Consider the following 25,638-nt stretch of genomic DNA (forward strand, 5'->3'; position numbering starts at 1 on the left):
CCAATTGCGAAAGCAGTTGGGGTTTTGTTTTGTCCGCAGGAAAGTATTTTTACTTAGGCAGCGAACAATTTTGCACAGTTATTTTCGAATCAGAACACTAGAATAGCCCCATCTTTTTCGGAGCCAGAGCCTTTATGTCAGATCCGGTTGACGCCTCAGGGCTGTCAGATTTACCGCTGGAAGACCTGGTGGCCTGTCACGAGTGCGACCTGCTGATGCGCAAGCCCAAGCTTGCCCATGGTGAGAAAGCGCTCTGCCCGCGCTGCGGTTACGAGTTGTACGCCCACCGCCATAACGTGGTGCAGCGCAGCCTTGCCCTGGTGATCGCAGCATTATTGCTGTACATCCCGGCAAACTTTTTACCCATCATGCAACTCAATATCCTCGGACAATCTTCGCAGGATACGGTCTGGAGTGGCGTGCTCGGCTTGTTCAATACGGACATGCAGGGCGTTTCGATCGTTGTATTCCTGTGCAGTATGGCTATTCCGTTGCTGAAGTTGCTGTGCCAGTTATTCGTTTTGCTGACGATTCGATTCAACGTCGGACGCAGTTACGGCTTATTGCTCTACCGCATTTATCACCACCTCAAAGACTGGGGAATGCTCGAGGTCTACCTCATGGGCGTCCTCGTGGCGATCGTCAAACTGGCGGACATGGCGGCCATCACCGTCGGCCTCGGTCTGGCGTGTTTCATCGGTTTGTTGTTGGTTCAGGTCTGGCTGGAAGTGGTGATGTCACCGCATCAGATCTGGCAGGCGTTATCAGGAGAGGATGCCCATGCGGGCGATTGATGCGGGCATTCTGATCTGTACCGAATGCCATGAATTGAACAAACGGGATGCGGACACCGACGAGCAGACCTGCACCCGCTGCGGTGCGCTGGTTCACGCTCGTCGTCCGAACAGTCTGGCCCGAACTTGGGCCCTGCTAATCACGGCTGCGATTTTCTACATTCCGGCCAATGTGTTGCCGATCATGACCGTCAGCTCGCTGGGTCAGGGCGACCCCAGCACCATCATGTCCGGCGTGATCCAGTTGGTACAACACGGCATGATCCCGATTGCCGCAGTGGTGTTCATCGCCAGTATTCTGGTGCCGACGTTTAAACTGGTCGGTATCGCGCTGTTGCTGTTTTCTGTACAGCGCCGCCAGCCATTGTCTGCACGGCAGCGCATCTGGATGTACCGCTTCATTGAGTTCATCGGTCGCTGGTCGATGCTCGACATCTTTGTGATCGCCATTCTGGTGGCGGTCGTCAACTTCGGCCGGCTTGCCAGTGTCGAAGCCAACCTTGGCGCCATCGCCTTCGCCAGTGTGGTGATTCTGACGATGCTTGCCGCAGTAACTTTCGATCCCCGACTGATTTGGGATAACACGGAGTCGGACGACGACCATGACTGATTTGCCTGTAGCGAAAACCCGACCGGCCTCCAACTGGTCTGCCATTTGGGTACTGCCTCTGATTGCCCTGATCATCGGTGGCTGGCTCGGCTGGCGTGCCTATAACGAAACCGGCATCGAGATTCAGGTGCGTTTCGAAAGCGGTGAAGGCATCCAGGCCAACAAGACCGAAGTGGTCTACAAGGGCATGCCGGTGGGTAAGGTGAAGACGCTCAAGCTTGATGACGAGGGCAACTCCAAAGGGGTGATTGCCACCGTCGAGATGAACAAGGACGTCGAGCAATACCTCAAGACCAGCACGCGCTTCTGGCTGGTGAAGCCGAGCGTGACCCTGGCCGGCATCACCGGTCTGGAAACCCTGGTTTCAGGTAACTACGTGGCCATCAGTCCCGGTGAAGGCGAGCCGACCCGCAAGTTCAAGGCGCTGGCCGAAGAGCCGCCGCTATCGGACTCCAAGCCCGGCCTGCACCTGACGATCAAGGCCGATCGCCTCGGTTCGCTGAACCGCGGCAGTCCGGTGTTCTACAAGCAGATCAAGGTCGGTCAGATCAAAAGCTACGTGCTGTCTGAAGACCAGAGCACCGTTGAGCTCAAAGTGTTCATCGAGCCGACCTACGCCAAACTGGTGCGCAAACACACACGTTTCTGGAATGCAAGCGGCATCAGCATCGACGCCAACCTGTCCGGGGTGAAGGTACGCAGCGAATCCCTGGCGAGCATCGTCGCCGGCGGCATCGCCTTCGCCACACCAGAGAATCGCAAGGACAGTCCGCCTACTGATCCAAGCCTGCCTTTCCGTTTGTATGAGGACTTCGACGCCGCCGCTGCCGGCATTCGGGTCAAGGTCAAACTCAGTGACTTCGAAGGTCTGCAGGCCGGCCGTACGCCGGTGATGTACAAGGGCATTCAGGTCGGCAACATGAAAGCGTTGAAAATCGATCCGGATCTGAACAGCGCCACGGCCGAGCTGACGCTCGATCCTCTGGCGGAAGACTATCTGGTCGAAGGCACGCAGTTCTGGGTGGTCAAACCGTCGATTTCCCTGGCCGGTATTACCGGGCTCGAAGCGTTGGTAAAAGGCAACTACATCGCCGTGCGCCCGGGCGACAAAGGTGCTGCGCCGAAACGCGAATTCGAGGCACGGCCAAAAGCTCCGCCACTGGATCTGCGCGCCCCGGGTCTGCACCTGGTGCTGTTCACCGATGTTCTCGGTTCGATCGAAGTCGGCAGTCCGATTCTGTACAAACAGGTCAAGGTTGGCTCGGTCCAGAGCTATCAGTTCTCCAAGACCAAAAAACAAATCGTCATTGGCGTGCATATCGAGAAGGAGTACGAAAATCTGGTCAACGCGTCGACACGCTTCTGGAATGTCAGCGGCATCACTCTCACCGGTGGTCTGACGGGCGGGATTCAAGTGAAGAGCGAGTCGTTGCAGACATTGATGGCCGGCGGTATCGCTTTCGAAACCCCGCAAGCCAAGGCGCCGCTGCAGAAGCGTATTCCACGCTTCCGTCTGTTCGCCAACCATGACGAGGCCAACCAGAAAGGCACGCTGGTGACGATCAAGGTCGACCGCGCCGATGGTTTGCGCCCGGGCACACCGATTCGTTTCAAAGGGCTGGATGTCGGCAAGATTGAAGACGTCGATCTGACCGACGATCTGCAAGCCGTGATGATTACTGCGCGGATCACCGAGGTACCGGAGCGCATTGCCCGGGTCGGCAGCCAGTTCTGGGTGGTCAAGCCGGAGTTGGGACTGATCAAGACCCAGAATCTGGAGACGCTGGTCACCGGGCAATATGTGGAGGTGCAGCCGGCGGCGAAAAATCTCGGCCCGCAGAAAAACTTCGTTGCGCTGGCCAGTCCGCCGGAAGTGAGCAAGCAGGAGGCTGGCTTGAGTCTGGTGTTGAGCGCCGCGCGGCGTGGCTCGCTGAAACCGGGCGTGCCCGTGACCTACCGCGAAATCACCGTGGGCAAGGTCACCGGTTATGAACTGGGCCAGACGGCCGACCGGGTGTTGGTGCACATTCTGATCGAGCCTAAATACGCGCCGTTGGTGCGCAGCGGCAGCCGATTCTGGAACACCAGCGGTGTCGGTTTCGACATCGGTTTGTTCAATGGTCTGACGGTACGAACGGAGTCGCTGGAGACGGCGATTCAGGGTGGTATCGCCTTCGCTACGCCGGACGGTGAGCGCATGGGCACCCAAGCACGGGCTGAGCAGACGTTCCCGCTGTTCGACAAGTTCGAGGATGAGTGGTTGACCTGGGCGCCGAAGATTTCGCTCGGTAAGTAATCTGGAATTGATGTGGCGTCTACAAAGACGCCATCGCTGGCAAGCCAGCTCCCACAGGGTTTCATGTCGTATACAGAATGTGTGTTCAACGCAAAAACCTGTGGGAGCTGGCTTGCCAGCGATGAGGTCCTCCTATTCAGCACAAACCCAAAGCCATAAAAAAGGGCCGCGATCCCAACAGATCGCGGCCCTTTTTTTGCCTTCAGCTAACGCCGATCAAACCTCATCCAGCTCTGGCTCATCGGCTTGCACGTTGACGGTGGCCTTCACCACATCATGCCGGCGGATGTACTTCCAGTCCGCCTCGTCGATGTAGATCCCCGCCGGGCCGCTGCCGCCTTCCAGGTCGATGGCGACACTGGCGCAGACTTGCGGCTTCACACTCGCCAGAATCGGCACAAAGCCCAATTGCAGGCTGGTTTCCAGCAGAGCGGCCTGGTTCTTCTCATCGATGTCCGCCGCTTCGTCGAGGTAGTACGGCAGGCGCACGCGACCGGCCAGGTCGCGATCCATCAGGTGCAGCAACAAGTACATGTTGGTCAGCGCCTTGATGGTCATGGTCGTACCGTTGGAGGCCGCGCCGTCGATGTCGGTGTGAATCACCGGCTGACCGTTGACCTTGGTGATCTCGAACGCCAGTTCGAACAAGTCCTTGAGGCCGAGCTGGTTGTGGTTCGCCGCCACCAGCCGTGCCAGGTATTCCTTGGCCTCTTCGTTCTTGTTGTCCTGTTCGGCGCTCTGGCTCAGATCGAACACCGACAGGGTTTCGCCTTCTTCGTACTGACCGGCGCTGTGGATGATCTGGTCGATGTGCTTGAGTGCTTCCTTGTTCGGCGCGAGGACGATACGGAAGCTCTGCAGGTTGGACACCTGACGCTTGTTGATCTCGCGGTTGAACAGCGCCAGTTGGTGCTCGAGGCTGTCGTAGTCGCTGCGAATGTTGCGCAGGGTCCGGGCGATGTCGGTGACCGCCGCACGCCGCGCCTTGCCCAGCGTCAGCGCTTCATCGGTACGGTGCGCATAAGCATTGATCAGCAGCGACAGGCGGCGCTCCATGTCGTCTTCGCTGTCGAACTTGGCCACGCCTTTCAGACGCACTTGCGCGTACAGCGCTTCAATCTGTCCGTCGGCGCGCAGCAGACCCTGCCAGCTGTCCTGATAGTCATTGAGCAGCGGCAGCAGGTTGTCCATCGAATCGTCGACCGGATCCATGAACGGTGTACCGAATGGCAGATCCGCGGGCAGCAGCTGACGGCGGCGCAGGGCATCGTCGAGGGTGCGCTGCTTGGCTTCCATGTCCGCGATCTGCCGGCCGACCAGTTGCAGTTTGGCCGACAGTTGCTGGACGCGCTCGGTGAACGCATCGCTGGAGCGCTTGAGTTCGTCCTGCGCGGCTTCCATCTGCGCCAGTTGCTCAAGCTTGTCGCCTTCTTCGGCGCTCAGCGTTTGAGTGCGACGGAAATCTTCCAGGGCTTTCTGCGCATCCAGCACTTGCTGGTACAGCGCTTCGGTCTGGGTCTTGCTCGCGGCGCGGTCTGCGGCCACGGCTTGCTGGGTCTTGAGTTGCTTGAGCTCTTTTTCCAGACGCTCTTTCTGGTCACGCAGCGCGGCGCGGTCGGCCAGCGCTTGCAGAGCCGGCGGCTCGATGTGCGAGATGTCGATCGACAGCCCCGGTACTTCGAAACGCTCGCCCTTGAAGCCATCGAGGATCAGCTCGACCGATTTGACCCACTCGCCGTCTTCGTCGAGGGTGATGCCATGTTCGCCGAGCGGCAGGCTGAACAGTGCGCTGTTGAACAGGCGCATCAGGCGCTCGACGTCCTGTTGCGAGAATTCTTCACGCAGGCGCGCGTAGCTGTTGTTGTCGGCGTGATCGAGTTGCTGTTTCACCGACTTCAGACGTTTTTCCAGATCGCGCAGACGCTCTTCCAGATCCTCGGCGCTGAACTGCCGGGACTGTGCCAGCGCACCAGCCAGTTCGTCGTGGGCATCCTTGGCCGCGAGCAGTTGTTGCTCCAGCACTTTGACGTCATCGACCAGCGCAAAGCGGTTCTTCAGCACCGACAACTCACCGAGCCAGCGCTGGATACCGGAGATTTCCCGCTCCAGACGCATCAGCTCCTGGGTGCCGCCACGCTGGTCGTTTTGCAGGTCGTCCTGCTCACGACGGTAGTGTTCGGCCTGAATCGTCAGTTCTTCCTTGCGTGCATTGGCGTAGTCCGACCAGGTGCCGAGCAACGAGTCGAGCAGCGGCGACAGGCGATGCAGTTTGCCGCGCAACACGTCACGCTGTTTCACGCCGTTGGCCAAGGCCTCGACCAATGGGCCGGCGGCGACCAGCGAGTTGTAGTCCTGCTCCATCCGGCGCACATCGCGGAAGGCTTCTTCGCACGCAGCAATGTAGTCGACGCTGCCGGAACGCAGGCTGTGCTCGAAGGCATCGAGGAACAACTGCTTGAGCTTGGCCGCGGTGATCTCACGCATGTGCAGCAGGTTGATGAACAACGCGCGGAAGGTCTTCAGGCTCTGCTCGCTGGTGGAGCGCAGCGGAATCAGCGTCAGGTCCAGCGGGATCGATGTGTGACCGCCCACCAGCAATCGACGCAGTTCATCAGGCTTGAGTTCGTAGGCTTTCAGGCCTTCTTTCTCAAGGTTGCTGAACAGCTCTTTCTGCCGCAGGCAGGTGTCGTTTTTCTGGTAATGCGCCAGGTCGAGCTTGCCAGCGTAGGCGAAGAACTGGTGACCGAAACCACCGCCCGGGCCGCGACCAACCACACCGATCACGTGCGAGCCGTGAGGCAGATTGACTTCGACGAGGATGTAACTGGTGTCGGAAGCGAAGTAGAAGCGCCGCGATTGTTCCAGGCTGTACTTGCCGAAACTCATGTCCGACATGCGCGCCAGGATCGGGAACTGCAAGGCGTTGATCGAGGCGGATTTGCCGAGGTTGTTCGCGCCGTAGACCGACAGCGGTTCTTCCAGCGGAAACAGGCCGAGGCTGTAACCGGCAGTGTTCAAAAGGGCAAAGCGGCGGATGCCGTAGCGTTCCTGGCTCATGCGTCAGACTCCTGTTCTTCGGCAATGGCGCGGGCCAGTGCGTCTTCTTCGCTTTCTTCTTCGAATTCGGACAGATCAAGCGGATCGTCGGTCTCGAGGAATCTGGCTTCGGCTTCTTCGTCGATCAGCACCGGTGCTGGCAGCGGCAGTACGCTGTGCACGCTGGCCGCCAGATCGCGGTCTTGCTGCACCGACAGGCACACATCGAGGAAGCGGTGCATCGGCGGCAGGAAACGGTACACGCCGTTTTCTTCGCTGGCGAAACCGAGCTGGGTCATGCGACGCATGATTTTTTCTTCGAGCTCTTCAACGGTCTGCACTTCGGCCTGGATGAACAGGTCGCGGTATTTGTCCAGCAGCGACGGCAGCTCTTCACGGCCGAGGCTGCCACCGTCGAGCACGGCGATCGGATCACGGCCCTGATCGGCCAGATGCTCGACGAGGATGAAGGTGAACAGCGCCAGGCGCTGCGCAGTCTTGTTCACCGCCGCAGCGGCCATGTCCGGCACGAAGTAGTAGAAACCACGGGTGTCGCAGACCAGTTCGAAGCCGAGTGCCTTGAACAGCGTGCGGTATTGATCCTGGAAGTTCGACAGTTGCGCGTACAGTTCCGGGTCGCGGCGGCTGACGTGGTAGCCCTTGAACAGCTCACGGAAGATCGGCGCCAGTTGGGACAGTTCGGATAGATCAAGATGCATTGGGGATGCTCGCAGAATCCTCGGCGGCGGCAGGGTCGCGGGCCGAGAGCAGGGCGAAGGAGCGCAGGCTGACCTGATGCTCGTGAGTGTGGTATTCGCGGCGTTCCAGACGCTCGCGGGTGAAGCGTTTTTCCCGCGACAGACGGGAGAACCAGTACAGCAATTCGTCGGTGGCGCCGTCCGGTTCCTGCTCCAGCAACCAGGTCATCAGATCCGGCATCGGCAGGGACTCTTCGCAACGCTCGACCATCTCGCGCACGGTGCGCGGTGCACGCGGCGCATCGCCGGACTTCTGGGTCTTGTGCGCCTTGGGAAAACGCGCCGGTTTCGGCTCGAAACGCGCCAGGGCGTAGACGTAGGCCTCGACCTGACTGGCGCTGCCGAGGAAGGTGCTTTGCGGCCGGGTGAACAGCGGCATCGCCGCTTGCGGCACGGCGTCGATGCCTTTGCGGCGAATCGCCGCCAGCGCCAGCGCGGCACCACGGGTCACGGCGTTGTGCCGGCGCGCTTCTTCCCGCAGCGGCAGCAACAGTTCGCGGGCATGACGCAGGGTCAACTGGGCACTGGTCTGCATTTCGAGGATGCGCGCGTGGGTGCGCAGCAGCATGTCGTCATCGACCAGATGGCCGAGGCGCTGCTGTTCGCTGAGCATCTTCAGCAGCACGGTTTCGACCTTGCGCACGCCTTGCTCGAAGGCACCGTCGGCGTTCACCAGGTCGATCATCGGCTCAACGTATTCGTCCCAGGTCGCCAGCACTTCGGCGTATCGCTGACGCAGCGGAATCTGTCGGTCGCTGGTCTTGGCCCGTTCGGCCACGGCCACCAGCGCCTGTTCGTCGTTGTCGAGTTTCTTCAGCACATCGCGTACGCGCATGTCGAGCAAACGCAGCTGACGGGCGAGGTCGTTGCCGTCGCGCACGTCGAACGCGTCCTGAATGTAGCCGGCCAGCCGTTCGAGGTGGCGCAGATAGGCTTCGATTTCCAGGCACAGGCCCAGCCGGTGTTCACGGCGCAGGTAGGCAAGGAAGTCGTGAATTTGCGCGTTGAGCTCGAAACGGTTCGGGCTTTTCGCCACGGGGACCAGAATGTCGAGGCGAATCCACACGTCGAGCAGGCTGGTGATGTCCTGCGGCGTACTGTCCAGTTGTTGGGCGGCCAGTTGCGTGCGCAGTTCGTTGAGGCTCAGGGTGCCTTGGTCGAAGTGCTCGCACAGTGGCTCAAGAAGTGCCCAGTGTTCAGCGAGGGCGCGCAAGACGCGCTTGGGTTCGATCATCGGAATGGCCGGCTGGTTGGCGATTAAAAGCCGCGATTGTACTGCATCAGGAGGGATGCGATTCACTCTCGGGACGGGCTGTCGCATTTTCTAAGGGAGCGAGCCCAGGTAAAGGCTATCGATCAACAGCAAGCGATCTTGAACGAAGGGCTGTAGAATCAGCCCACTTCAGTTATCCACAAGTGGCCGACCCTTTGCTAATCGAGTCCCGCCGCCGCGCCTATTTGAACGCCATGCAGGTGGTCAACTGGCTGCCGCGCACCGAATTGCCTTTCGCCGCCCCGTCGCGGCCCGAGCTGCTGGACATGCCCGAGCCTGAGCCAGAGGTCGCGGCGATGCCGGTTGTGCAGGCCGAAGCTCCGGCGCAGCCTGCCGCCCGTCCGGTCGAACGACCGAAGATCGAAGTGCCGCGCCCGTCGCTGGCCAGTACGCGCAATGGCGCCAAACCGGTGGAAGAGGTCGAAGAGGCGCCAGTTGTCGCCAGACCCGCGCCGGTGCCGCCCCCGCGTTTCGCCCTGCAATTGCTGCGCGCCGGGGCTTGCCTGCTGCTGGTGGAGTTACCCACAGGCGAAGCGTTCCAGAGCCGCGATCCGGCCTATCTGCTGCTTAAAGACATGCTTCGCGCCGCCGGTCTGCCGGATGCGCCACAAATTGTCGGCGAGCCGGTGCGCTGGCCTTGGCTGAACCGCGGCACTATGGATCAAGGTCCGGAAGCGGCACGCGACTTTGTTCAGGGTTTCCTCTCGGTACAGATGGAAGCGGCACCTTGCGCCTGCCTGTGGTTGATTGGCCTGCCGGCGGTGCGCTTTGCCGGTGAAGCGGACGCTGAAGCGTTCAACAGTGAGTTGCAGATCGAAGGCCTGGGCCTGGCCTGGGCCATTCCCGGTCTGGAATTGTTAATGGAAGAGCCACAGCGCAAAGCCGCTGTGTGGCAAGCCATGCGTCGGCTGATGGCGCGCTGGAAACCATCGAATGAGTGAAGCTGTATCGTTCCGCCCGATGACCGAGGCGGACCTGGACGCGGTATTGAAGATCGAATACGCGGCGTACAGCCATCCCTGGACGCGCGGGATTTTTCTCGACGGGCTGGGCAAATACCAGATCTGGCTGATGTTCGAAGGCCAGCAGCAAGTCGGCCACGGCGTGGTGCAGATCATTTTGGATGAGGCGCATCTGCTTAACATCACGGTCAAACCGGAGAATCAGGGGCGAGGGCTGGGGCTGACGTTGCTGGAGCATCTGATGTCGATTGCCTACAAGGCTGACGCTCGGGAATGCTTTCTGGAAGTGCGTGACAGCAATACCGCAGCGTTCAAGTTGTATGAGCGCTATGGCTTCAACGAAATAGGCCGGCGCCGGGATTATTATCCGGCGGTGGGCGGGCGTGAAGACGCCGTGGTGATGGCCTGCACCCTGGTTGACTGAATACCTGTAGGCGCAGCCTGCAGCAGCGCCTACAGTGAGTCGCGTCACATCAGGAGATCAGCGATTGCCATCCAGCGGATCACGCCGCGCCAGCTCCGCCTCATCCAGACCATTGCCGCCGCCGATATCGTCCTCGTCGACAATGCTCAGGTCCCAATCCGCCTGATTGCCTGCGCCAGCCTCTTCGGCATCGCGCGCACCGTCTTCATGAATCAGTGTTTCCGGGCTCAGATCATCGTCGGTCGGCTCGTGGTCCGCCGTCGATGCACCGGTCAACCCGGCCTCACGCACGCGCTCGTTGGGCATCAGTTGCTCGCGTTCTCGCGCCGGAATCTCGTCACCAATCCTGGCGCTGGGTTCTTCTTCATCAAAATCCAGTTCATGCACCGAGCCCATGCGGTCCTCGTTATCATCGATCGGTTCCGGTTGCACCGCATCGTACGGACGTCGTGAATCAGTCATGGCAAATCCTCATACTGTGGGCCTTACTAAGTGGACTCACCGCACACCCAGGAATTCCAACGAAAACACTTGCGTCCCTTGCGTGACCCCGACGGGTGGTCGTCTGTCATACCAGCGCATCTTTCTTGAGGCCTTAACCATGCACGACTTACAAGACCTGATTGATAACAACGAGCGCTGGGCTGACGCGATCACCAAGGAAGATCCGGAGTTCTTCGCCAAACTGGCACGCCAGCAGACCCCGGAATATCTGTGGATCGGCTGCTCCGACGCGCGGGTGCCGGCCAACGAGATCGTCGGCATGCTGCCGGGCGATCTGTTCGTACACCGCAACGTCGCCAACGTCGTGCTGCACACCGACCTCAACTGCCTGTCGGTGATCCAGTACGCGGTCGACGTGCTCAAGGTCAAACACATTCTTGTGACCGGCCACTATGGCTGTGGCGGCGTGCGTGCCTCGATGCAGGATCGCCAGTTCGGCCTGATTGATGGCTGGCTGCGCTCGATCCGTGACCTGTATTACGAAAAACGTGAAGAACTGGCCAAGCTGCCGACCGAGGAAGAACAGGTCGACCGCCTCTGCGAGCTGAACGTTATCCAGCAAGTGGCCAACGTCGCCCACACCAGCATCATCCAGAACGCCTGGCATCGCGGCCAGAGCCTGTCGATTCACGGTTGCATCTACGGCATCAAGGACGGTCGCTGGAAAAGCCTGAACACTACCATCAGCGGCTTCGAGCAACTGCCGCCGCAGTACCGTCTGCGCCCGGTCGGAGCGTTGTAACTCAGTCTGGATGTCGCCAGCGCTGCAAAAAGTGCTGGCCCTCGATCGTGGGTGGTTCATCGTAACCGGTGATCCACCCACGGCAGCGCGGCGAGCCGCAAGTACAGGCGAACTGTTGCAGCAAACGGTCTTCGGTGGCCGCGAAGTCGATGGTCAGGCGGTCTCCCGGCTGAATATCGCGCAGCGCCCATAGCCACAGTTCGCTCATGTCGAGGAACGCATTCGGGTCGCAGGCATGTTCGAGCAATCCGCAAAAACGCGGATCGTAGAGATGGATGCCGGCCAGTAGCTGGCGAGTCTGGCGGCAGCGATAGGGCAGCAGTTGCCCGGACACCCGACACATCCGGGTGATCCGCAGGAACGCCCGACGCGCCACCACCGACGCGCGGCCATCGTCGTGCTGAACGATTTCGAAGTCCTCGCTGGATGGGAAACCCAGGCGCACGGGCAATCCGGCAAACGGGTAAATGCCGGGTGCGTCGCGGGGGATGTGATGCTGATGGGCCTGATTGTTCATAACGATCCCTGTCGGCAAATGCTGCGACTTCCTTGATCTGACGTCCTGTCAGTGCTGCAACATGTTTGGATCCGATCCTCTCGCGTAAACGCCAAAGCGTCTACTGTCAGATCTGACAGGCGTGATCGGCTGCTTCCCGTGTCAGCATCGACTGACACGGGAAGGCTTTCAGCCCATCAGAGGTGTGGCGCGGGAACGCTGGTGTCCGGCATTTCGCCCTGAAGCTGTTGCAGTTGTGCCTTGATCGGCGTGGTCGAGCACTTGGCGGCAGCCTGGGCCGGGGTCAGGTTGCGGATCGAGGTGTAGAACAGCTCGCAGGTCTTGCCCTTTTGCGTCACTTGCCAGGTTTGCGTACAGCTGTTGAGCAGGGTTTTCGCATCGGTGCCGGGCTTGCTGCCCATCCCGGCCTGCCAGCAGGCCGCGCTCAAGTCCTGGCCCATGACCTTCAAGCCGGCGGCATCGGCTTTCGCTTCATCGCCGTCGTAGCTGGCCGGATCGGCGGCGTACCAGATGTAGCTCGGATGGTTCGAACCCAGCACCGGCACGTTCACCCCTGCACTCGGGCTGATAGTCGCCAGACCCAGTACGGCGACGGTCGGGCCATACTGCTGCTTGATCCAGTTACGCACCGGTGCGCCGAACGCGACCATCGGCAGGGTGGTGCCGGCGCTGGTCTGGCTGAACTGCTTGACCAGCGTGGTCTGATAATCCTTGAAGTAGTCGTAGACACCTTCCAGGTCACTGCCGGCATTGGACGGCGCTGCGATGGGGGCGATGTCGATGATAGTCTGATAGGCCGGCGTCTGGTCGGCCGGGATGCCGTTGGCGGTCAACAGCGTGGCCCAGCGATCCGTGGTGTTCGAGCGCAGGTAATCCTGGGCCTGGGTCAGCGAGTAATCCGGCGGGAAGTGCAGCAGCTCGACGCTCTTGCGGTTTTCCAGGGCCATGCCCAACGGCAGGAACAGGTACCAGCTGTACGCCCATTTGCCATCGGCATTGAGCTTGCTGGCGCCGGTATAGGCCAGATCACCGGCGTCGAGCAGCGCCGACAGCGGCTTGTCGTAGCCTTTCGGTACGCCACTGATCTCAACGTAAATCTGCCCGTTATCGTTCTTTACCAGCACCTTGGCATTGGCGTAACCATCGCGCTGCACGCTCTGGCTCAAATAGTGGGCGACCGTCTGCTCCAGCGACCAGTTGCGATAGCAGATCACGCTGCAGTTGTTGGGGTAGGCAAAAAGACGAGTGACGCGCTCGGTGCTGCCCAGCTTCAGATCGACATCGGCGTGGGCCGCCGCGCTCAATGTGAGCGCGGCGAGTGTCAGCGCGGCGGGGGTAAATCCTGCGAGTTTGAACATGCTCAGATCCTTTTCAGCGTGGGTTCCCCGGAGTTTGGGGCGCTTCATATTGGATCAGCCGTGTTGCACAGTGAAGCTGTCATTCGCGGATTTTTTCGTCAGCTCGCCGCACTCGGCTCACGCCTGAAAATGCAGGGCGTTGCTCAGATCGCCCATGGGTTTCTGGCCTCGGGCAATCATTGCCTCATCGCGCTGCTTGAGGCCGTCGAGGGTTTCCAGTTGGAACACCCGGGTGATCAGGCGCAGGATCGACGCCGTGTCGTAGACCGTGTGATCCACCGTGCCTTTACGGGCGAATGGCGACACCACCAGCGCCGGCACCCGCGATCCCGGTCCCCAGCGATCGCCCTTGGGCGGTGCCACGTGGTCCCACCAGCCGCCGTTTTCATCGACGGTGACGATCACCACCATGTTTTTCCATTGCGGACTTTCGCGCAGCACTTTGAGGGCGCGGACGATGTGCCGGTCACCGGAGGCCACGTCGGCATATCCAGCGTGCATATTCAGGTTGCCTTGTGGTTTGTAGAACGTGACCGCTGGCAACTTGCCGGCCTCGGCGTCGGCGAAGAATTTGTTGGTGCTCGATTCATCCCCCAACCCGGCATCGCGCAGGCGTTTGCTGCGCTCCTGCGGGTTTTCCGGGCCTTGTTGTTGGAAATAGTTGAACGGCTGGTGGTGATATTGAAAGTTGGGGATCTTCGGAATCCCGCCGGAATCCTTGTATTGATCCAGCGTCGCCTGCCACGCGCCGGCGTACCAGGCCCAATCGACATTCTTCTTCGACAGCTTGTCGCCGATGTGCTCGTGGGTCTGCGGCACCAGCACGTTGGGCAGATCCGGTTTGGAGTACGCCGGACGCTCCGGGTCACGAATCCATGTTGGCCAGTACGGCGGGGCAAGGGTGTTGACACCGTAACCGTCCGGCGTCAGCGCACTCGGGCCGAACTGCGGCGGGCCGCTCATGGCGCTGGCCGGCGATGCCTCCAGCGGCTTGAGGCGTGGATCGGCCGGGTCGGCGCTTTGCAGCGCGGCGATCTGCGACTTGGCCACCGAATTGGCCGCGTCCGGATAGAACGGCGCGGTGGCACTGATCAGGTATTGGTGGTTGAGGAACGAGCCACCAAACGCGCCCTGGAAGAAGTTATCGCACAGCACGAATTCCTGAGCCACGTCCCACAGACGCAGGGAATAACGGCTCTGAGCGTAATGGCCCATGGTCAGCCCGCCGGAATCGGCCCAGGCAACAAAGCCATCGTTCTTGCCGCCATTGATCTGCATCTGGTTCTGATAGAACACGTGCCACAAATCACGGGTGACCAAGCCAAACGGCAAATCTTCGCCGTTCGGGCCTTTGAGGGCGAACGGTGCGTTGGACAGGTTTTCCTGAAACTGCGTGGCGCTGGGGTAGGTCACGCCATCGAGGGTTTGCGGGCCGATCTGCAACACGCCGCCCCAGACGGGAGGCAGTGTCTGCAACAGGCTACCGTCGCGATCACGTTGCTGGTAATCGGCAGGTTTGAGCGCAGACAGCGGCTTCTCGACACCGGGGAAATCACCGAACAGATTGTTGAAGCTGCGGTTTTCGGCATAGATCACCACCACGGTTTTCACTTGATCGCGCAGGGCCTTGTCCAGCTCGGCTGGCGTCAGCGGTCGCTCGGCCGGTTTGCCCGGCGCGTTGCTGGCGTTACCGCAGCCGGCCAACGTCGCGCCCACACCGAGGACGGCAACTCCACCGAGGAAGCGGCGGCGACTGGTGTCAGTGGGGGTGTCGGATTCAGGTGCGTCAGTGCTGTCTGTTTCGTCTTTCATCTGTCAGCCCGTTTTGCTTAATTGTTTCAGTTTGTTTCGGGCGGACGCTAGCAAGTGGATGTGACGGTTGGGTTACAAAATCGTGCGGTGTCTACGACCCCTTCGCACTGCTAGACTGCTGCAATAGCGAAACTGGCCTGAGTGAACCATGAAGCCTTCCATTGCTCTTGATCTGCAACGAGCTGCCGTTCGTGAGGTTGTCGGCAGATTCCGTGTGGCCAATCCGCGCGTGTTTGGCTCGACGCTGCTAGGTACCGATATGGAGGGCAGTGACCTTGATCTGTTGGTCGATCCTTTGCCCGGTACCACCTTGTTTGATCTCGGCGGGCTTCAGGTTGAGCTCGAAGATTTGCTGGGCGTTACCGTCGACCTGTTGACCCCAGGAGACCTTCCGCTGAAGTTTCGTCAGCAGGTACTTGAACAGGCCCGTCCCGTATGATCGCGAACCGGCTCGGCGATTACCTTGAGCATATGCGTCAAGCTGCAAGCGATGCGCGGGTCTTCGTCGAAGGTCTGAGCAAGGAAGAGTTCGTCGACGACAAACGGACGCAACAAGCGGTCATCATGAGCCTGGTCATTATTGGCGAGGCGGCAACCAAAATAATGGACCGGTTTCCGGAGTTCGCGGCTCAGAACACTCAAACTCCCTGGCGCAGCATGCGCGGGATGCGTAACCGGATCGCTCATGGTTATTTCGACATCAATCTGGATGTCGTTTGGGAAACAGTTCAGGTTGCCTTGCCTGAGCTATTGAGAGTTTTGCCCTCCGAGCAACATTGATAGCACCTGCCCTGAGGCAGGTGCTATCTCGTCAATCTATGGCATCACCGGCGGCGTATACGCCAATGTCGTCCCCAGCACCCACAGCAGGAACAGCACCAGCGGCGTGTGCACCAGCAATTGCACGAACGAGAAGCCGATCAGGTCCCGCGCCTTCAAGCCGAGCACACCCAGCAGCGGCAGCATGTAGAACGGGTTGATCAGGTTCGGCAGCGCTTCGGCGGCGTTGTAGATCTGCACGGCCCAGCCGAGGTGGTATTGCAGATCGTTGGCCACTTGCATCACGTACGGCGCTTCGATGATCCACTTGCCGCCGCCGGAAGGGATGAAGAAACCGAGAATCGCCGAGTACACGCCCATCAACAGCGCATAGGTGTCGTGGGACGCGATGCTGACAAAAAAGGTCGAGATGTGATGCGCCAGCGTCTGCGCATCGGCACCTTTGACTGTGGTCAGCAGCGCAGCAATCGAGCCGTACAGCGGGAACTGGATCAGCACGCCAGTGGTGGTCGGTACCGCCCGGGCCACCGCATCGAGGAAGCTGCGCGGGCGCCAGTGCAGCAGCGCGCCGAGCATGATGAACAGGAAGTTATAGGTGTTGAGCCCGGAAATCGCGGTGATTGCCGGTTTGCTCGAGAACTCGTGGAACAGCCAGCCGGCCGCCAGCAGCACGAGCAAGATGATCAGCAGCGGACTGTGCTCCAGCCATTCGCCGGGCCGGGTGCGCGGTTGCAGCGGTGGCAGATTGAACGCCGGGTCGATGCCGCAATCCTTGGCGTCGCGCGCAGAGTTCGGGCCGGGCGCGGTGGCGTAGGCGACGATGATCGAAATCACGATCAGCGCCAGCAGCATCGCACCGGACTGCCAGAGGAAGATGGTTTGGGTGAACGGAATCACCCCGGTGATCGACAGGATCGCCGGCGGCAGGCTCGCCGGGTTGGCCTGCAACTGCGCCGCCGATGAGGACAGGCCCAGGGCCCAGACCGCGCCGAGGCCCAGATACGCCGCCGCACCGGCCGCGCGGTAATCCATTTTCAGATCGGTGCGGCGGGCGAGGGCGCGCACCAGCAAACCGCCGAACACCAGCGACAGACCCCAGTTCAACAGCGAAGCGACCATCGAGATCAGTGCGACCCAGGCCACGGCGGAGCGGCCGTTTTTCGGGATACGCGCCAGTTTGTCGATCAGTTTGACCGCCGGCGGCGAACTGGCGACCACGTAGCCGCCAATCACCACGAAGGCCATTTGCATGGTGAACGGAATCAGGCTCCAGAACCCGTCACCGAACGCCATCGCGGCATCGGTGGGTTTCGCGCCCATGGCCAAGGTGGCCAGCGCGACAATGATTACGGCCAACGCGGCGAACACCCAGGAGTCGGGGAACCAGCGTTCGGCAAAGTTTGAACAGCGCAAGGCAAAGCGCGCGGAGCGGCTATCTTCGATATCAACGGCCACAGGGAGTACCTCGGATTTTTATGGTTATTGTGGTCCTTGGGACATTCAAACCCGACAACCCTGTGGCGAGGGAGCTTGCTCCCGCTGGACTGCGTAGCAGTCCCCTGCTTTTAAAGTTCAGAGGGGGCCGCTTCGCGACCCAGCGGGAGCAAGCTCCCTCGCCACAGAGGTAGACCTGATTCAGATGTGTCCCGCCAGACAAGCCTCAACAGTAAATCAACCGCCGCCATTTTGTGAGCAGGTTTCTGCCAAACCGTGACCATGGTCTAACGGGTTGTCCCCAGGCGGATTTGCGTAGACCATGAGCGCCTTGGTTTTTTGCCTGCCAGAGTGCTTTGCCATGACTGCCCAATCCACAGCCCGACCGGCGCCGTTCAGCCGTTCCGACTACAAGACCCTCGGTCTTGCGGCCCTCGGCGGGGCGCTGGAGATCTACGATTTCATCATTTTCGTGTTCTTCGCCCTGACCCTCAGCCAGTTGTTCTTCCCGCCGGAAATGCCCGAATGGCTGCGTCTGCTGCAAAGCTTCGGGATCTTTGTTACCGGATATCTGGCGCGTCCGCTTGGCGGGATCCTGATGGCGCATTTCGCCGATCGCCTGGGCCGGAAAAAGGTCTTCAGCCTGAGCATCCTGATGATGGCGCTGCCGTGCCTGCTCATCGGGATCATGCCGACTTATGCCCAGATCGGTTATTTCGCGCCGCTGCTGTTGCTGGCGCTGCGCATCCTGCAAGGCGCGGCGGTTGGAGGGGAGGTGCCGAGTGCCTGGGTGTTCGTCGCCGAGCACGCGCCTGCCGGACATCGCGGTTACGCGCTGGGCTTTTTGCAGGCCGGGCTGACCTTCGGTTATTTGATTGGTGCGTTGACCGCGACTTTCCTTGCACACGTGTTCAGCCCGGCGGAAATCCTTGATTACGCCTGGCGTTATCCGTTCCTGCTCGGTGGCGTGTTCGGCGTGATCGGTGTTTACCTGCGCCGCTGGTTGAGCGAAACCCCGGTGTTCATGGCCATGGAGGCGCAGCGTGAAGCGCGGGTTGAACTGCCGCTGCGTACGGTGCTGCGCGAGCATCGACTGGCGATGTTGCCGGCCATGCTGCTGACCTGCGTGCTGACCTCGGCCGTGGTGGTGTTCGTGGTCATTACGCCGACCATGATGCAGAAAACCTTCGGCATGACCGCCAGCCATACCTTCGCCCTGAGCGCGCTGGGCATTGTCTTCCTCAACATCGGCTGTGTGATCGCCGGGCTGCTGGTCGACCGTCTGGGGGCCTGGCGCACCGTCATGCTCTATAGCCTGCTGCTGCCCTTGGGAATCGGCGTGCTTTACAGCTGCTTGATCATGGGCGGTCACTGGATCGGGCTGGCATACGCCATCGCCGGCCTGGCCTGCGGTGTGGTGGGGGCGGTGCCGTCGGTGATGGTCGGGTTGTTCCCGGCGCGAATTCGCGTGTCAGGCATCTCCTTCACCTACAACATTGCCTACGCCGCGTGGGCGAGCATCACACCGCTGTTGCTGATCGGTCTGATGCCGTGGAGCCCGTGGATCTGCGTGATGTTCTGTGCGGTGATGGGCGTGGTGGGGCTGTTGAGTGCGCTGTATTTCGGCTCGCGAATGCCGCGTACAGGGCAATGCCAGGTGGCCGGAACTGTCTGATCGCACGCCCGTGAACTATTTTTGACCGACGGGTCTCAAGCGCTCTTCAGAAAAGAAATTCAAGGCCGATGGCTAGTCTGCATCCCGCTTTCTTTCCATCGGTATCTGCCCATGTTCAACAAACGCCTCAAGCAAGAGCTGGCCACTCTTCGTGAAGAACTCTCCAGCCTGCTGCAGGTGAAGGAAAGCCTGGAAAGCGAGATGCTGGTGCTGACCCTGGAACCCGATGGCCGGATTCAGTCGGTCAACCAGAACTTCCTCGGCGAGATGCTCTACAAGAGCCAGGATCTGGTGGGGCGCGCCATTGAAGACATCGTTCCGGCGCACGTGAAGGCCGATGACTTTCACCATCGTTTCAAGGCCGCCCTGACCCGTGGCGAACATTTCGCTGGCGCAGTGCGCCTGCTGCGCGGTAATGGCGAAGAAGCCTGGCTGCGCTCCATCGTGCAGCCGGTGCGCGCTTCGGACGGGCGGATCAAGCATTTTTCGATCTTCTCCAGCGACCTGACCCGCACCATCGAAGCCTCGCGCGAACACGAAAACCTGATCGGCGCTTTGGTGCGCTCGACAGCGGTGATCGAATTCGACCTCAACGGCAACGTGCTCAATGCCAACGAGCGCTTTCTGCATGGCATGGGTTACAGCCTGGCGCAGATCAAAGGCAAACATCACCGCATGTTCTGCACGCCTGAGGAGTACAACAGCGCCGAGTACCAGAATTTCTGGCGTCGCCTGAACAATGGCGAGTTTGTCGCCGACCGCTTCAAGCGCGTCGACAGCCATGGTCGTACGGTGTGGCTGGAGGCGTCCTACAACCCGGTGGTCGATGCCAACAACAAACTGTACAAAGTAGTGAAATTCGCCACGGTGATCACCGATCAGGTCAACCGTGAACAAGCGGTTGCCGACGCGGCCAGCATTGCCTACAGCACTTCGCAGCAAACCGACAGCACCGCGCAACGTGGCACCACGGTGGTCACCGAGGCGGTGAATGTGATGCGTGATCTGTCGCGCCACATGCAGGCGGCCGGTGAGGGCATCGAGGCACTGAACGAGCAGTCGCAGGTGATCGGGACTATCGTCAAAACCATCAGCGGTATTGCCGAGCAAACCAACCTGCTGGCGCTCAACGCGGCCATCGAAGCGGCCCGCGCTGGCGAGCAGGGCCGGGGCTTTGCGGTGGTGGCCGACGAAGTCCGACAACTGGCTTCGCGCACCAGTCAGGCGACCGAAGAGATCGTCGGCGTGGTGCGGCAGAACCAGGAGATGGCGCGTAACGCCGTGGCCCTGATGACCGATGGCAAGCTGCAGGCAGAACAAGGCCTGGCGCTGGCGGCGGAGGCGGGCACGGTGATCGTCGAGATTCAGGACGGCGCGCAGAAAGTGGTGGATGCGGTCGGGCAGTTTGCCAATCAACTCTCTAACTAACCTTCATTGATCCCATGTGGGAGCGAGCTTGCTCGCGAATGCGGTGTGTCATTCAACATTGATGTAACTGACCTATCGCCTTCGCGAGCAAGCTCGCTCCCACAGGTTTTTCATCCGTCTTCTTTCTGTGGTCTGGCGCTACAATCTGTTTCTTTTTCCCCGGAGCAGATCCCCATGAGCGCGTCCCACCGCCGCCCGGTTCCCCTGAACAAAGCCTACCGTCTGCTTAATCCCGGGCCGACCGTGCTGGTCAGCGCTGCCCATGACGGCCAGCGCAACATCATGGCCGCCGCCTGGGCGATGCCGCTGGATTTCGAACCGCCGAAAGTAGCGGTCGTCCTCGACAAGTCCACCTGGACCCGGCAGTTGCTCGAAGCGTCCGGCACTTTTGTGCTCAACGTGCCGTGCGTCAATCAGGCTGACATCGTGCAAACCGTTGGCAATACCTCGGGGCTGGAGATCCGGCAGAGTCAGGGGCAGGACAAGTTTCACGCTTACGGCCTGCAAACCTTTACCGGTGAAACTGTCGAGGCGCCGTTACTCGAAGGTTGCGTGGCCTGGCTCGAATGCCGCTTGCTGCCCGAACCGCGCAATCACGAACAATATGACCTGTTTCTCGCCGAAGTCATCGCCGCTCAGGCCGATGAACGTGTGTTCAGCGACGGCCGCTGGCACTTCGACGGGCACGACGGCTTGCGCACGCTGCACCACGTGGCCGGCGGGCATTTTCTGACGATTGGCGATGCGGTGGACGGCAAAATCCTGTCGGTTTGATTAGCGAGCCTTTTGCGGCAGATGAGCACAATTTACAAGGCATAAAAAAAGGCTTACCTCGCAGTAAGCCTTTTGTCTTCCCTGCGTAGCTTCAATCCCCCAACGCTTCCCCTTCACGCCGCGGATCCGCACCACCCGCCAACGATGCTTTACCCTGCGCATCCTTGACCCGCACGATCGCCTGCGTGCCGCTGGTCATGTCGATTTCATTCACAACATGTCCCTTGTCCTTCAACGCCTGAATCAGTGCCGGGCTGAACTGGCCCTGTTCCAGTTCGGTCGGGCCATTGCGGCTGCCAAAGTTGGGCAGGCTGATGGCGCTTTGCGGGTCGAGGTTCCAGTCGAGCAGGCCGACAGTGGTCTTGGCCACGTATTCGATGATCTGCGAACCGCCCGGCGAGCCGACGCTGGCGAGGAACTGGCCGCTGTTGCGATCAAAGATCAATGTTGGCGCCATCGACGAGCGTGGGCGTTTGCCGGGTTCGACGCGGTTGGCGACTTTCTGCCCGTTCTCTTCGGGGATGAACGAGAAGTCGGTCATCTGGTTGTTCAGCAAAAAGCCCTGCACCATCAGGTGCGAGCCGAATGCCGCTTCGATGGTGGTGGTCATCGATACCGCGCCACCGAGGTCATCCACCGCCACCACTTGCGAGGTGGAGATACGCATCGGTGAGCGATCCGGCGCGTAGGCCACCTGTACGCCCGGCGGCGTGCCGGGTTTGGCGCTGCCCATGCTCCGTTCGCCGATCAGGCTGGCGCGGCTGGCCAGATAACCCGGATCTACCAGACCTTTGACCGGTACCGGGACGAAGTCGGTGTCGGCCACATATTGCGCGCGGTCGGCGTAGGCCAGGCGCTCGGCTTCGGCGATCAGGTGCACGGCTTGAGGATCGGGTTCGATACCGGCCGGTTTGTTGGTTTTCACGGGTTTGAGCGGCGTCAGCGACAGGCGTGGATCGCGGCTTTCCAGAGCTTGCAGGGTGCCGAGAATCTGCGCCACGGCGATCCCGCCCGACGACGGTGGCGGCATGCCGCAGACCTTCCAGCGTTTGTAGTCGGTGCACAGCGGAGCGCGCTCTTTGGCCTCGTAGCCTTGCAAATCATTCAGCGACAAGCTGCCGGGGTTGGCGTGGCCCTGCACCTTGGCGACGATCTCTTCGGCGATCGGTCCTTTGTACAGCGCGTCCGGGCCTTCGTTGGCGATGCGCTTGAGCACGGCGGCCAGCGCCGGATTCTGCAGGCGCGTGCCGACGGCTTTGACGCTGCCGTCGCGATTGAGGAAGTAGGCGGCCATGTCCGGCGATTTACCGATCACCGGGTCGGACGCCAAGAGCGAATGCAGGCGCGGCGAAATCGCGAAGCCCTGCTCGGCGAGTTTGATCGCTGGCTCAAACAGCGTGGCCCACGGCAGCCGGCCATGTTGCTTGTGCGCCATCTCCAGTGCACGCAATACGCCCGGCGTGCCCACCGAGCGGCCGCCGATCTGTGCCTGCGGGAACGGCATCGGTTTGCCGTCGGCCTGCAGGAACAGCTTCTCGGTGGCACCCGCCGGCGCGGTTTCGCGACCATCGTAAGTACGCACCTGTTTGCCGTCCCACAACACGATCATCGCGCCGCCACCGATCCCGGAGGATTGCGGCTCGACCAGGGTCAGCACTGCTTGCATGGCAATCGCTGCATCAATCGCCGAACCACCCTTGCGCAACATCTCGCGACCGGCCTCGGCGGCCAGCGGATTGGCGGCAGCGGCCATGTGTTGACTGGCGTGGCGAGTCTGCAGATCGGTGCGGTAACCGGAAGCGGCTTCCGGTGCCAGCGGCAAGGTCGAGGAGGGCGGGGCGTTGCACGCGGTGAGGGTCAGGGCGCTGATGATCAGCGTCAGGGCAGGCAGGCGAAAGCGGCTCAGGGGCAGGGCTGGAAACACGTGGTGCTCTCCGTCCGTGGGGTGAAAGGTCTGACGGACTTTATCGACCGGTCGGTCGCGACGCAAACCGCCGGGCATTTTTGCCTTTCTTTTCGGGGCGGATGTTCGCTAGGGTCAATGCCAAATTGATCGAACTGAAACAAAGCCCCTGTGGGAGCGAGCTTGCTCGCGAATACGGCGTGTCAGGCAACCAAAATGTTGAATGCGCAATCGCCTTCGCGAGCAAGCTCGCTCCCACACCTACAAAACCAACAAGAGGCCGACATGCACAGCGAGTTTCCCACCGAGTCCAGTTACCGTGATCAGCGCGAACAGTTTCTGACCGCCGCCCAAACTGCCGGAGCCACGCTCACCTCGTACGCCCATCCGCGTTGCGGCCCCTTCGGTGAACCCTTGAGCACCGACGTCGCTGTGCTCGGTGATCCGCAGGCCAAACGTCGATTGGTGGCACTCAGCGGCACTCACGGGGTCGAGGGCTATTACGGTTCGGATTGCCAGATCGACTGGCTGCAAACTTTCGTTCCCGGCTCGCTGCCCAAGGATGTTGCGGTAGTGATGATCCACTTGATCAACCCATGGGGCACCGCGTGGCTGCGCCGGGTCAACGAAGACAACATCGACCTCAACCGCAATCATCTGGATTTCACTAGACCGTTGCCGGATAACCGCGCCTACGCCACGCTGCACGAGATCTACGCCTGCACCGATTTGCACGGACCGCAGCGCGCGCAGGCCGATGCCTTGCTCGACGCACAGATTGCCGAACATGGCTGGCCGGCGGTGATGTCGATTGTCGAGGGCGGTCAGCACAGTCATCCCGATGGACTGTTCTATGGCGGCCGCGCACCGAGCTGGTCGAATCGCACCTTGCATCAGATCATCGACGCGCATTTGACCGGTGCTGAAACCGTGATGTGCTTCGACCTGCACACCGGTGCTGGCGAGTACGGCCATCCGATGTTGCTGACCATCACCCAAGCGCCTTATCCGGCGCTGGCGCAAGCGCAATCGATCTACGGCCCTTGGCTTTACACCTTGCACACCGGCGCGCAAACGTTGAGCGAAACCGGTGTCGCGGCGACGGCGACCGGCTACACCTCGCAGGCGTTGCTCAACGCATTACCGGGTGTGCAACTGATGCCGTTCGTGATTGAGTGCGGAACGTATCCGGGGCCGGAGGTGCATCGTTATTTGCGCGATGACCAATGGCTGCACCTGCATGGCGATCCGCTGGATGCGACGGGGCGGGCGATCAAGTTGAAGCTGCTGGAGCAGTTCTATCCGGCCGATCCGGATTGGCGGGCGATGGTCGGGTTGCGCACTCGGCAGATCTGGGCGAAGGGATTGATGGCCCTGTCGGCAGAGCAGCTTGAATAGGTCAGGTTTGGCATTGTGGCTTTCTTCGGGGATGAAGTTGCTTATTGCTTGAAGCCGGGTAGTCCATTGGCAGCGCGCCACTTTTTAATGGTTTCGGTCACGCCTTCTGCTGAATCGTCAGCGTCGTCCTCAGGGTAGAAAATCAAGTCGGGTCCCTTCGGATGTCCACAAATTGAGTTGAAGTGAAATACAAGTCTGCCTTCTTCCTCCTCGCTCTCATCATTTCCCATGATGCGCTCAAGCAGGCCGAGGAACTCTTGTTCCGTGTAATCCGAGAAGTTGTTTTTAGTAGACATTTTTATTCCGTGTGAATCTCTATATGTCGTTTCGGAGTCATCACAGCGAGGTTATCCACATCATAAACCGCACCTCCATGCTGGATATGCTCGATGTGATGTAGTTCGTACTTGGCTTTCTTGAATATCTATATGGTTGAAGGGGGTGATGGCCCTGGCGGCAGAGCTACCTACACAGGTCAGGTTTGGCAGTGTGGTGAGGGGATTTATCCCCGATGGACTGCGCAGCAGGCCCGTTCGGTTTTTATGGGGAAAAGGGGCGCTGCGCACCCTGTCGGGGATAAATCCCCTCGCCACGGGTTCGGTGTGTCTCGAGGGATAAAAAACGCTTATTGCTTAAATCCGGGCAGACCATTAGCAGCACGCCATGCTGCAACTGTACGAGCTATACCAGCGGACGACGTGTCCGCTCCGGGTTCTGGATAGTAAATAAGGTCCATCCCGCTTGGATGACCAACAATCGAGTTGAAGTGCCGCACTAAGACGTCTGCACGCTCATCAGTGGGCGCCTTGTCTTCTTTTCTGATCTCGTCCACGAATTCAACGAAGTCTTGTTCGGTGTAGTCCGAAAAGCTGCGTTTGATGATCATATTTTGGGGTTCGACATCTATTGCTTGAAGCCCGGAAGTCCATTAGTGGCACGCCACTCCTTTACGGTCTTCGCAATGCCCTCAGCAGAGCTGTTTGCTCCTGGCTCGGGATAAAAAATCAGGTCGGTTCCATCCGGGTGACCGGTTAGCGTTCTGAACTGCGCCAGCAGTTCACCAAGCTCCGTATCCGATCCACATTTGTTGGTTGCCCGTATTTTTTCAATGAAGCGGATAAATTCGGTTTCTGTGTATTCGGATATTTTTACCATGTGCG

General features: G+C 60.3%; 24 protein-coding genes and 2 pseudogenes. 13 read left to right on the plus strand and 13 right to left on the minus strand.

Annotated elements, in window-relative coordinates:
* Window positions 1-134 precede the first annotated feature (134 nt).
* Genes B1722_RS04340 through B1722_RS04350 form a run of 3 tightly spaced genes read left to right on the plus strand, consistent with a single transcriptional unit; the run spans window position 135 to window position 3,700 of the window.
* Window positions 135-794, plus strand: coding sequence for a paraquat-inducible protein A (locus B1722_RS04340; protein WP_041074803.1), 660 nt, complete (start codon window positions 135-137; stop codon window positions 792-794).
* Entirely contained in the window at window positions 781-1,404 is a 624-nt protein-coding gene (locus tag B1722_RS04345; RefSeq protein WP_086791554.1) for a paraquat-inducible protein A, read from the plus strand. Before B1722_RS04340 ends, B1722_RS04345 begins: the two co-directional genes overlap by 14 nt.
* Window positions 1,397-3,700 carry a PqiB family protein gene (locus B1722_RS04350; RefSeq protein WP_086791556.1) on the plus strand — a complete coding sequence of 768 codons (2,304 nt, stop codon included), beginning with the start codon at window positions 1,397-1,399 and terminating at the stop codon, window positions 3,698-3,700. Before B1722_RS04345 ends, B1722_RS04350 begins: the two co-directional genes overlap by 8 nt.
* A gap of 216 nt (window positions 3,701-3,916) precedes the next feature.
* On the opposite strand, the gene mksF is transcribed toward B1722_RS04350, so the two are convergent.
* Genes mksF through mksB form a run of 3 tightly spaced genes read right to left on the minus strand, consistent with a single transcriptional unit; the run spans window position 3,917 to window position 8,728 of the window.
* Window positions 3,917-6,757, minus strand: a complete 2,841-nt coding sequence (gene mksF, locus B1722_RS04355) for an Mks condensin complex protein MksF (protein ID WP_086791558.1) — start codon at window positions 6,755-6,757, stop codon at window positions 3,917-3,919.
* Window positions 6,754-7,455 (minus strand): Mks condensin complex protein MksE, encoded by a 702-nt coding sequence (gene mksE, locus B1722_RS04360; protein ID WP_047296552.1) that lies wholly within the window; start codon window positions 7,453-7,455, stop codon window positions 6,754-6,756. Before mksE ends, mksF begins: the two co-directional genes overlap by 4 nt.
* Window positions 7,445-8,728 carry an Mks condensin complex protein MksB gene (gene mksB / locus B1722_RS04365; RefSeq protein WP_047296550.1) on the minus strand — a complete coding sequence of 428 codons (1,284 nt, stop codon included), beginning with the start codon at window positions 8,726-8,728 and terminating at the stop codon, window positions 7,445-7,447. Before mksB ends, mksE begins: the two co-directional genes overlap by 11 nt.
* 233 nt (window positions 8,729-8,961) lie before the next feature.
* On the opposite strand from mksB, the gene B1722_RS04370 reads away from it, so the two are divergent.
* The gene (locus tag B1722_RS04370; protein WP_086791560.1) at window positions 8,962-9,708 is read left to right on the plus strand and encodes an energy transducer TonB; all 747 of its coding nucleotides are present in this window, start codon (window positions 8,962-8,964) and stop codon (window positions 9,706-9,708) included.
* Entirely contained in the window at window positions 9,701-10,153 is a 453-nt protein-coding gene (gene rimI / locus B1722_RS04375) for a ribosomal protein S18-alanine N-acetyltransferase (RefSeq protein WP_041074813.1), read from the plus strand. The genes B1722_RS04370 and rimI overlap by 8 nt, the downstream gene beginning before the upstream one ends.
* 57 nt (window positions 10,154-10,210) lie before the next feature.
* Here the strand turns inward: rimI and B1722_RS04380 are convergent, their stop codons facing one another.
* Window positions 10,211-10,615, minus strand: coding sequence for a serine kinase/phosphatase (locus tag B1722_RS04380; protein WP_086791562.1), 405 nt, complete (start codon window positions 10,613-10,615; stop codon window positions 10,211-10,213).
* 139 nt (window positions 10,616-10,754) lie between these two features.
* On the opposite strand from B1722_RS04380, the gene can reads away from it, so the two are divergent.
* Complete coding sequence (can, locus tag B1722_RS04385; protein ID WP_041074817.1) at window positions 10,755-11,399, plus strand: carbonate dehydratase; 645 nt, start codon at window positions 10,755-10,757, stop codon at window positions 11,397-11,399.
* Window position 11,400: 1 nt separating this feature from the next.
* Here can and B1722_RS04390 read toward each other — a convergent pair whose 3' ends face one another.
* The 3 genes from B1722_RS04390 to B1722_RS04400 form a co-directional block, all read right to left on the minus strand.
* The gene (locus B1722_RS04390) at window positions 11,401-11,916 is read right to left on the minus strand and encodes an SET domain-containing protein (protein ID WP_086791564.1); all 516 of its coding nucleotides are present in this window, start codon (window positions 11,914-11,916) and stop codon (window positions 11,401-11,403) included.
* A 176-nt stretch (window positions 11,917-12,092) separates the two neighbouring features.
* A complete protein-coding gene (locus B1722_RS04395; protein WP_086791566.1) occupies window positions 12,093-13,274 on the minus strand; it encodes a hypothetical protein in 1,182 nt (393 codons plus the stop codon).
* Window positions 13,275-13,391: 117 nt separating this feature from the next.
* Window positions 13,392-15,086 (minus strand): acid phosphatase, encoded by a 1,695-nt coding sequence (locus tag B1722_RS04400; RefSeq protein WP_086791569.1) that lies wholly within the window; start codon window positions 15,084-15,086, stop codon window positions 13,392-13,394.
* 148 nt (window positions 15,087-15,234) lie between these two features.
* Between B1722_RS04400 and B1722_RS04405 the strand changes: the two genes are divergently transcribed.
* Window positions 15,235-15,525 (plus strand): nucleotidyltransferase family protein, encoded by a 291-nt coding sequence (locus B1722_RS04405; RefSeq protein ID WP_041074825.1) that lies wholly within the window; start codon window positions 15,235-15,237, stop codon window positions 15,523-15,525.
* On the plus strand, window positions 15,522-15,866 hold the full coding sequence (locus tag B1722_RS04410) for a DUF86 domain-containing protein (RefSeq protein WP_086791571.1): 345 nt from the start codon (window positions 15,522-15,524) through the stop codon (window positions 15,864-15,866). The genes B1722_RS04405 and B1722_RS04410 overlap by 4 nt, the downstream gene beginning before the upstream one ends.
* A 36-nt stretch (window positions 15,867-15,902) precedes the next feature.
* Here the strand turns inward: B1722_RS04410 and B1722_RS04415 are convergent, their stop codons facing one another.
* Window positions 15,903-17,321 (minus strand): short-chain fatty acid transporter, encoded by a 1,419-nt coding sequence (locus B1722_RS04415; protein WP_086791573.1) that lies wholly within the window; start codon window positions 17,319-17,321, stop codon window positions 15,903-15,905.
* 340 nt (window positions 17,322-17,661) lie between these two features.
* On the opposite strand from B1722_RS04415, the gene B1722_RS04420 reads away from it, so the two are divergent.
* The 4 genes and pseudogenes from B1722_RS04420 to B1722_RS04430 all read left to right on the plus strand — a co-directional run bounded on the left by B1722_RS04420 (window position 17,662) and on the right by B1722_RS04430 (window position 21,177).
* Window positions 17,662-18,975, plus strand: a complete 1,314-nt coding sequence (locus B1722_RS04420; protein ID WP_086791575.1) for an MFS transporter — start codon at window positions 17,662-17,664, stop codon at window positions 18,973-18,975.
* 201 nt (window positions 18,976-19,176) lie between these two features.
* Window positions 19,177-19,815, plus strand: a pseudogene (locus tag B1722_RS30025) (PAS domain-containing protein); the annotation flags it as partial.
* Window positions 19,816-19,965: 150 nt separating this feature from the next.
* Window positions 19,966-20,403 (plus strand): annotated as a pseudogene (locus B1722_RS30030) (methyl-accepting chemotaxis protein); the annotation flags it as partial.
* Window positions 20,404-20,577: 174 nt separating this feature from the next.
* Window positions 20,578-21,177 (plus strand): flavin reductase family protein, encoded by a 600-nt coding sequence (locus B1722_RS04430; RefSeq protein WP_086791577.1) that lies wholly within the window; start codon window positions 20,578-20,580, stop codon window positions 21,175-21,177.
* 91 nt (window positions 21,178-21,268) lie between these two features.
* Here the strand turns inward: B1722_RS04430 and ggt are convergent, their stop codons facing one another.
* Window positions 21,269-23,101, minus strand: a complete 1,833-nt coding sequence (ggt, locus tag B1722_RS04435) for a gamma-glutamyltransferase (protein WP_086791928.1) — start codon at window positions 23,099-23,101, stop codon at window positions 21,269-21,271.
* Between the two features lie 264 nt (window positions 23,102-23,365).
* Between ggt and B1722_RS04440 the strand changes: the two genes are divergently transcribed.
* Window positions 23,366-24,478: a M14 family metallopeptidase gene (locus tag B1722_RS04440; RefSeq protein ID WP_086791580.1), complete on the plus strand. Its 1,113-nt coding sequence runs from the start codon at window positions 23,366-23,368 to the stop codon at window positions 24,476-24,478.
* Window positions 24,479-24,519: 41 nt separating this feature from the next.
* Here the strand turns inward: B1722_RS04440 and B1722_RS04445 are convergent, their stop codons facing one another.
* From B1722_RS04445 to B1722_RS04455, 4 genes are all read right to left on the minus strand, one after another.
* A complete protein-coding gene (locus tag B1722_RS04445; RefSeq protein WP_086791582.1) occupies window positions 24,520-24,774 on the minus strand; it encodes a bacteriocin immunity protein in 255 nt (84 codons plus the stop codon).
* Window positions 24,775-24,776: 2 nt separating this feature from the next.
* A complete protein-coding gene (locus B1722_RS30035) occupies window positions 24,777-24,902 on the minus strand; it encodes an HNH endonuclease signature motif containing protein (protein WP_368040838.1) in 126 nt (41 codons plus the stop codon).
* A gap of 201 nt (window positions 24,903-25,103) precedes the next feature.
* Window positions 25,104-25,364, minus strand: a complete 261-nt coding sequence (locus B1722_RS04450) for a bacteriocin immunity protein (RefSeq protein ID WP_086791583.1) — start codon at window positions 25,362-25,364, stop codon at window positions 25,104-25,106.
* A gap of 17 nt (window positions 25,365-25,381) precedes the next feature.
* Window positions 25,382-25,633 carry a bacteriocin immunity protein gene (locus B1722_RS04455; protein ID WP_086791584.1) on the minus strand — a complete coding sequence of 84 codons (252 nt, stop codon included), beginning with the start codon at window positions 25,631-25,633 and terminating at the stop codon, window positions 25,382-25,384.
* Window positions 25,634-25,638 lie beyond the last annotated feature (5 nt).

Origin of the sequence: Pseudomonas sp. SCPG-7, from assembly GCF_002156405.1 — a bacterium.
Lineage (GTDB): Bacteria > Pseudomonadota > Gammaproteobacteria > Pseudomonadales > Pseudomonadaceae > Aquipseudomonas > Aquipseudomonas parakoreensis.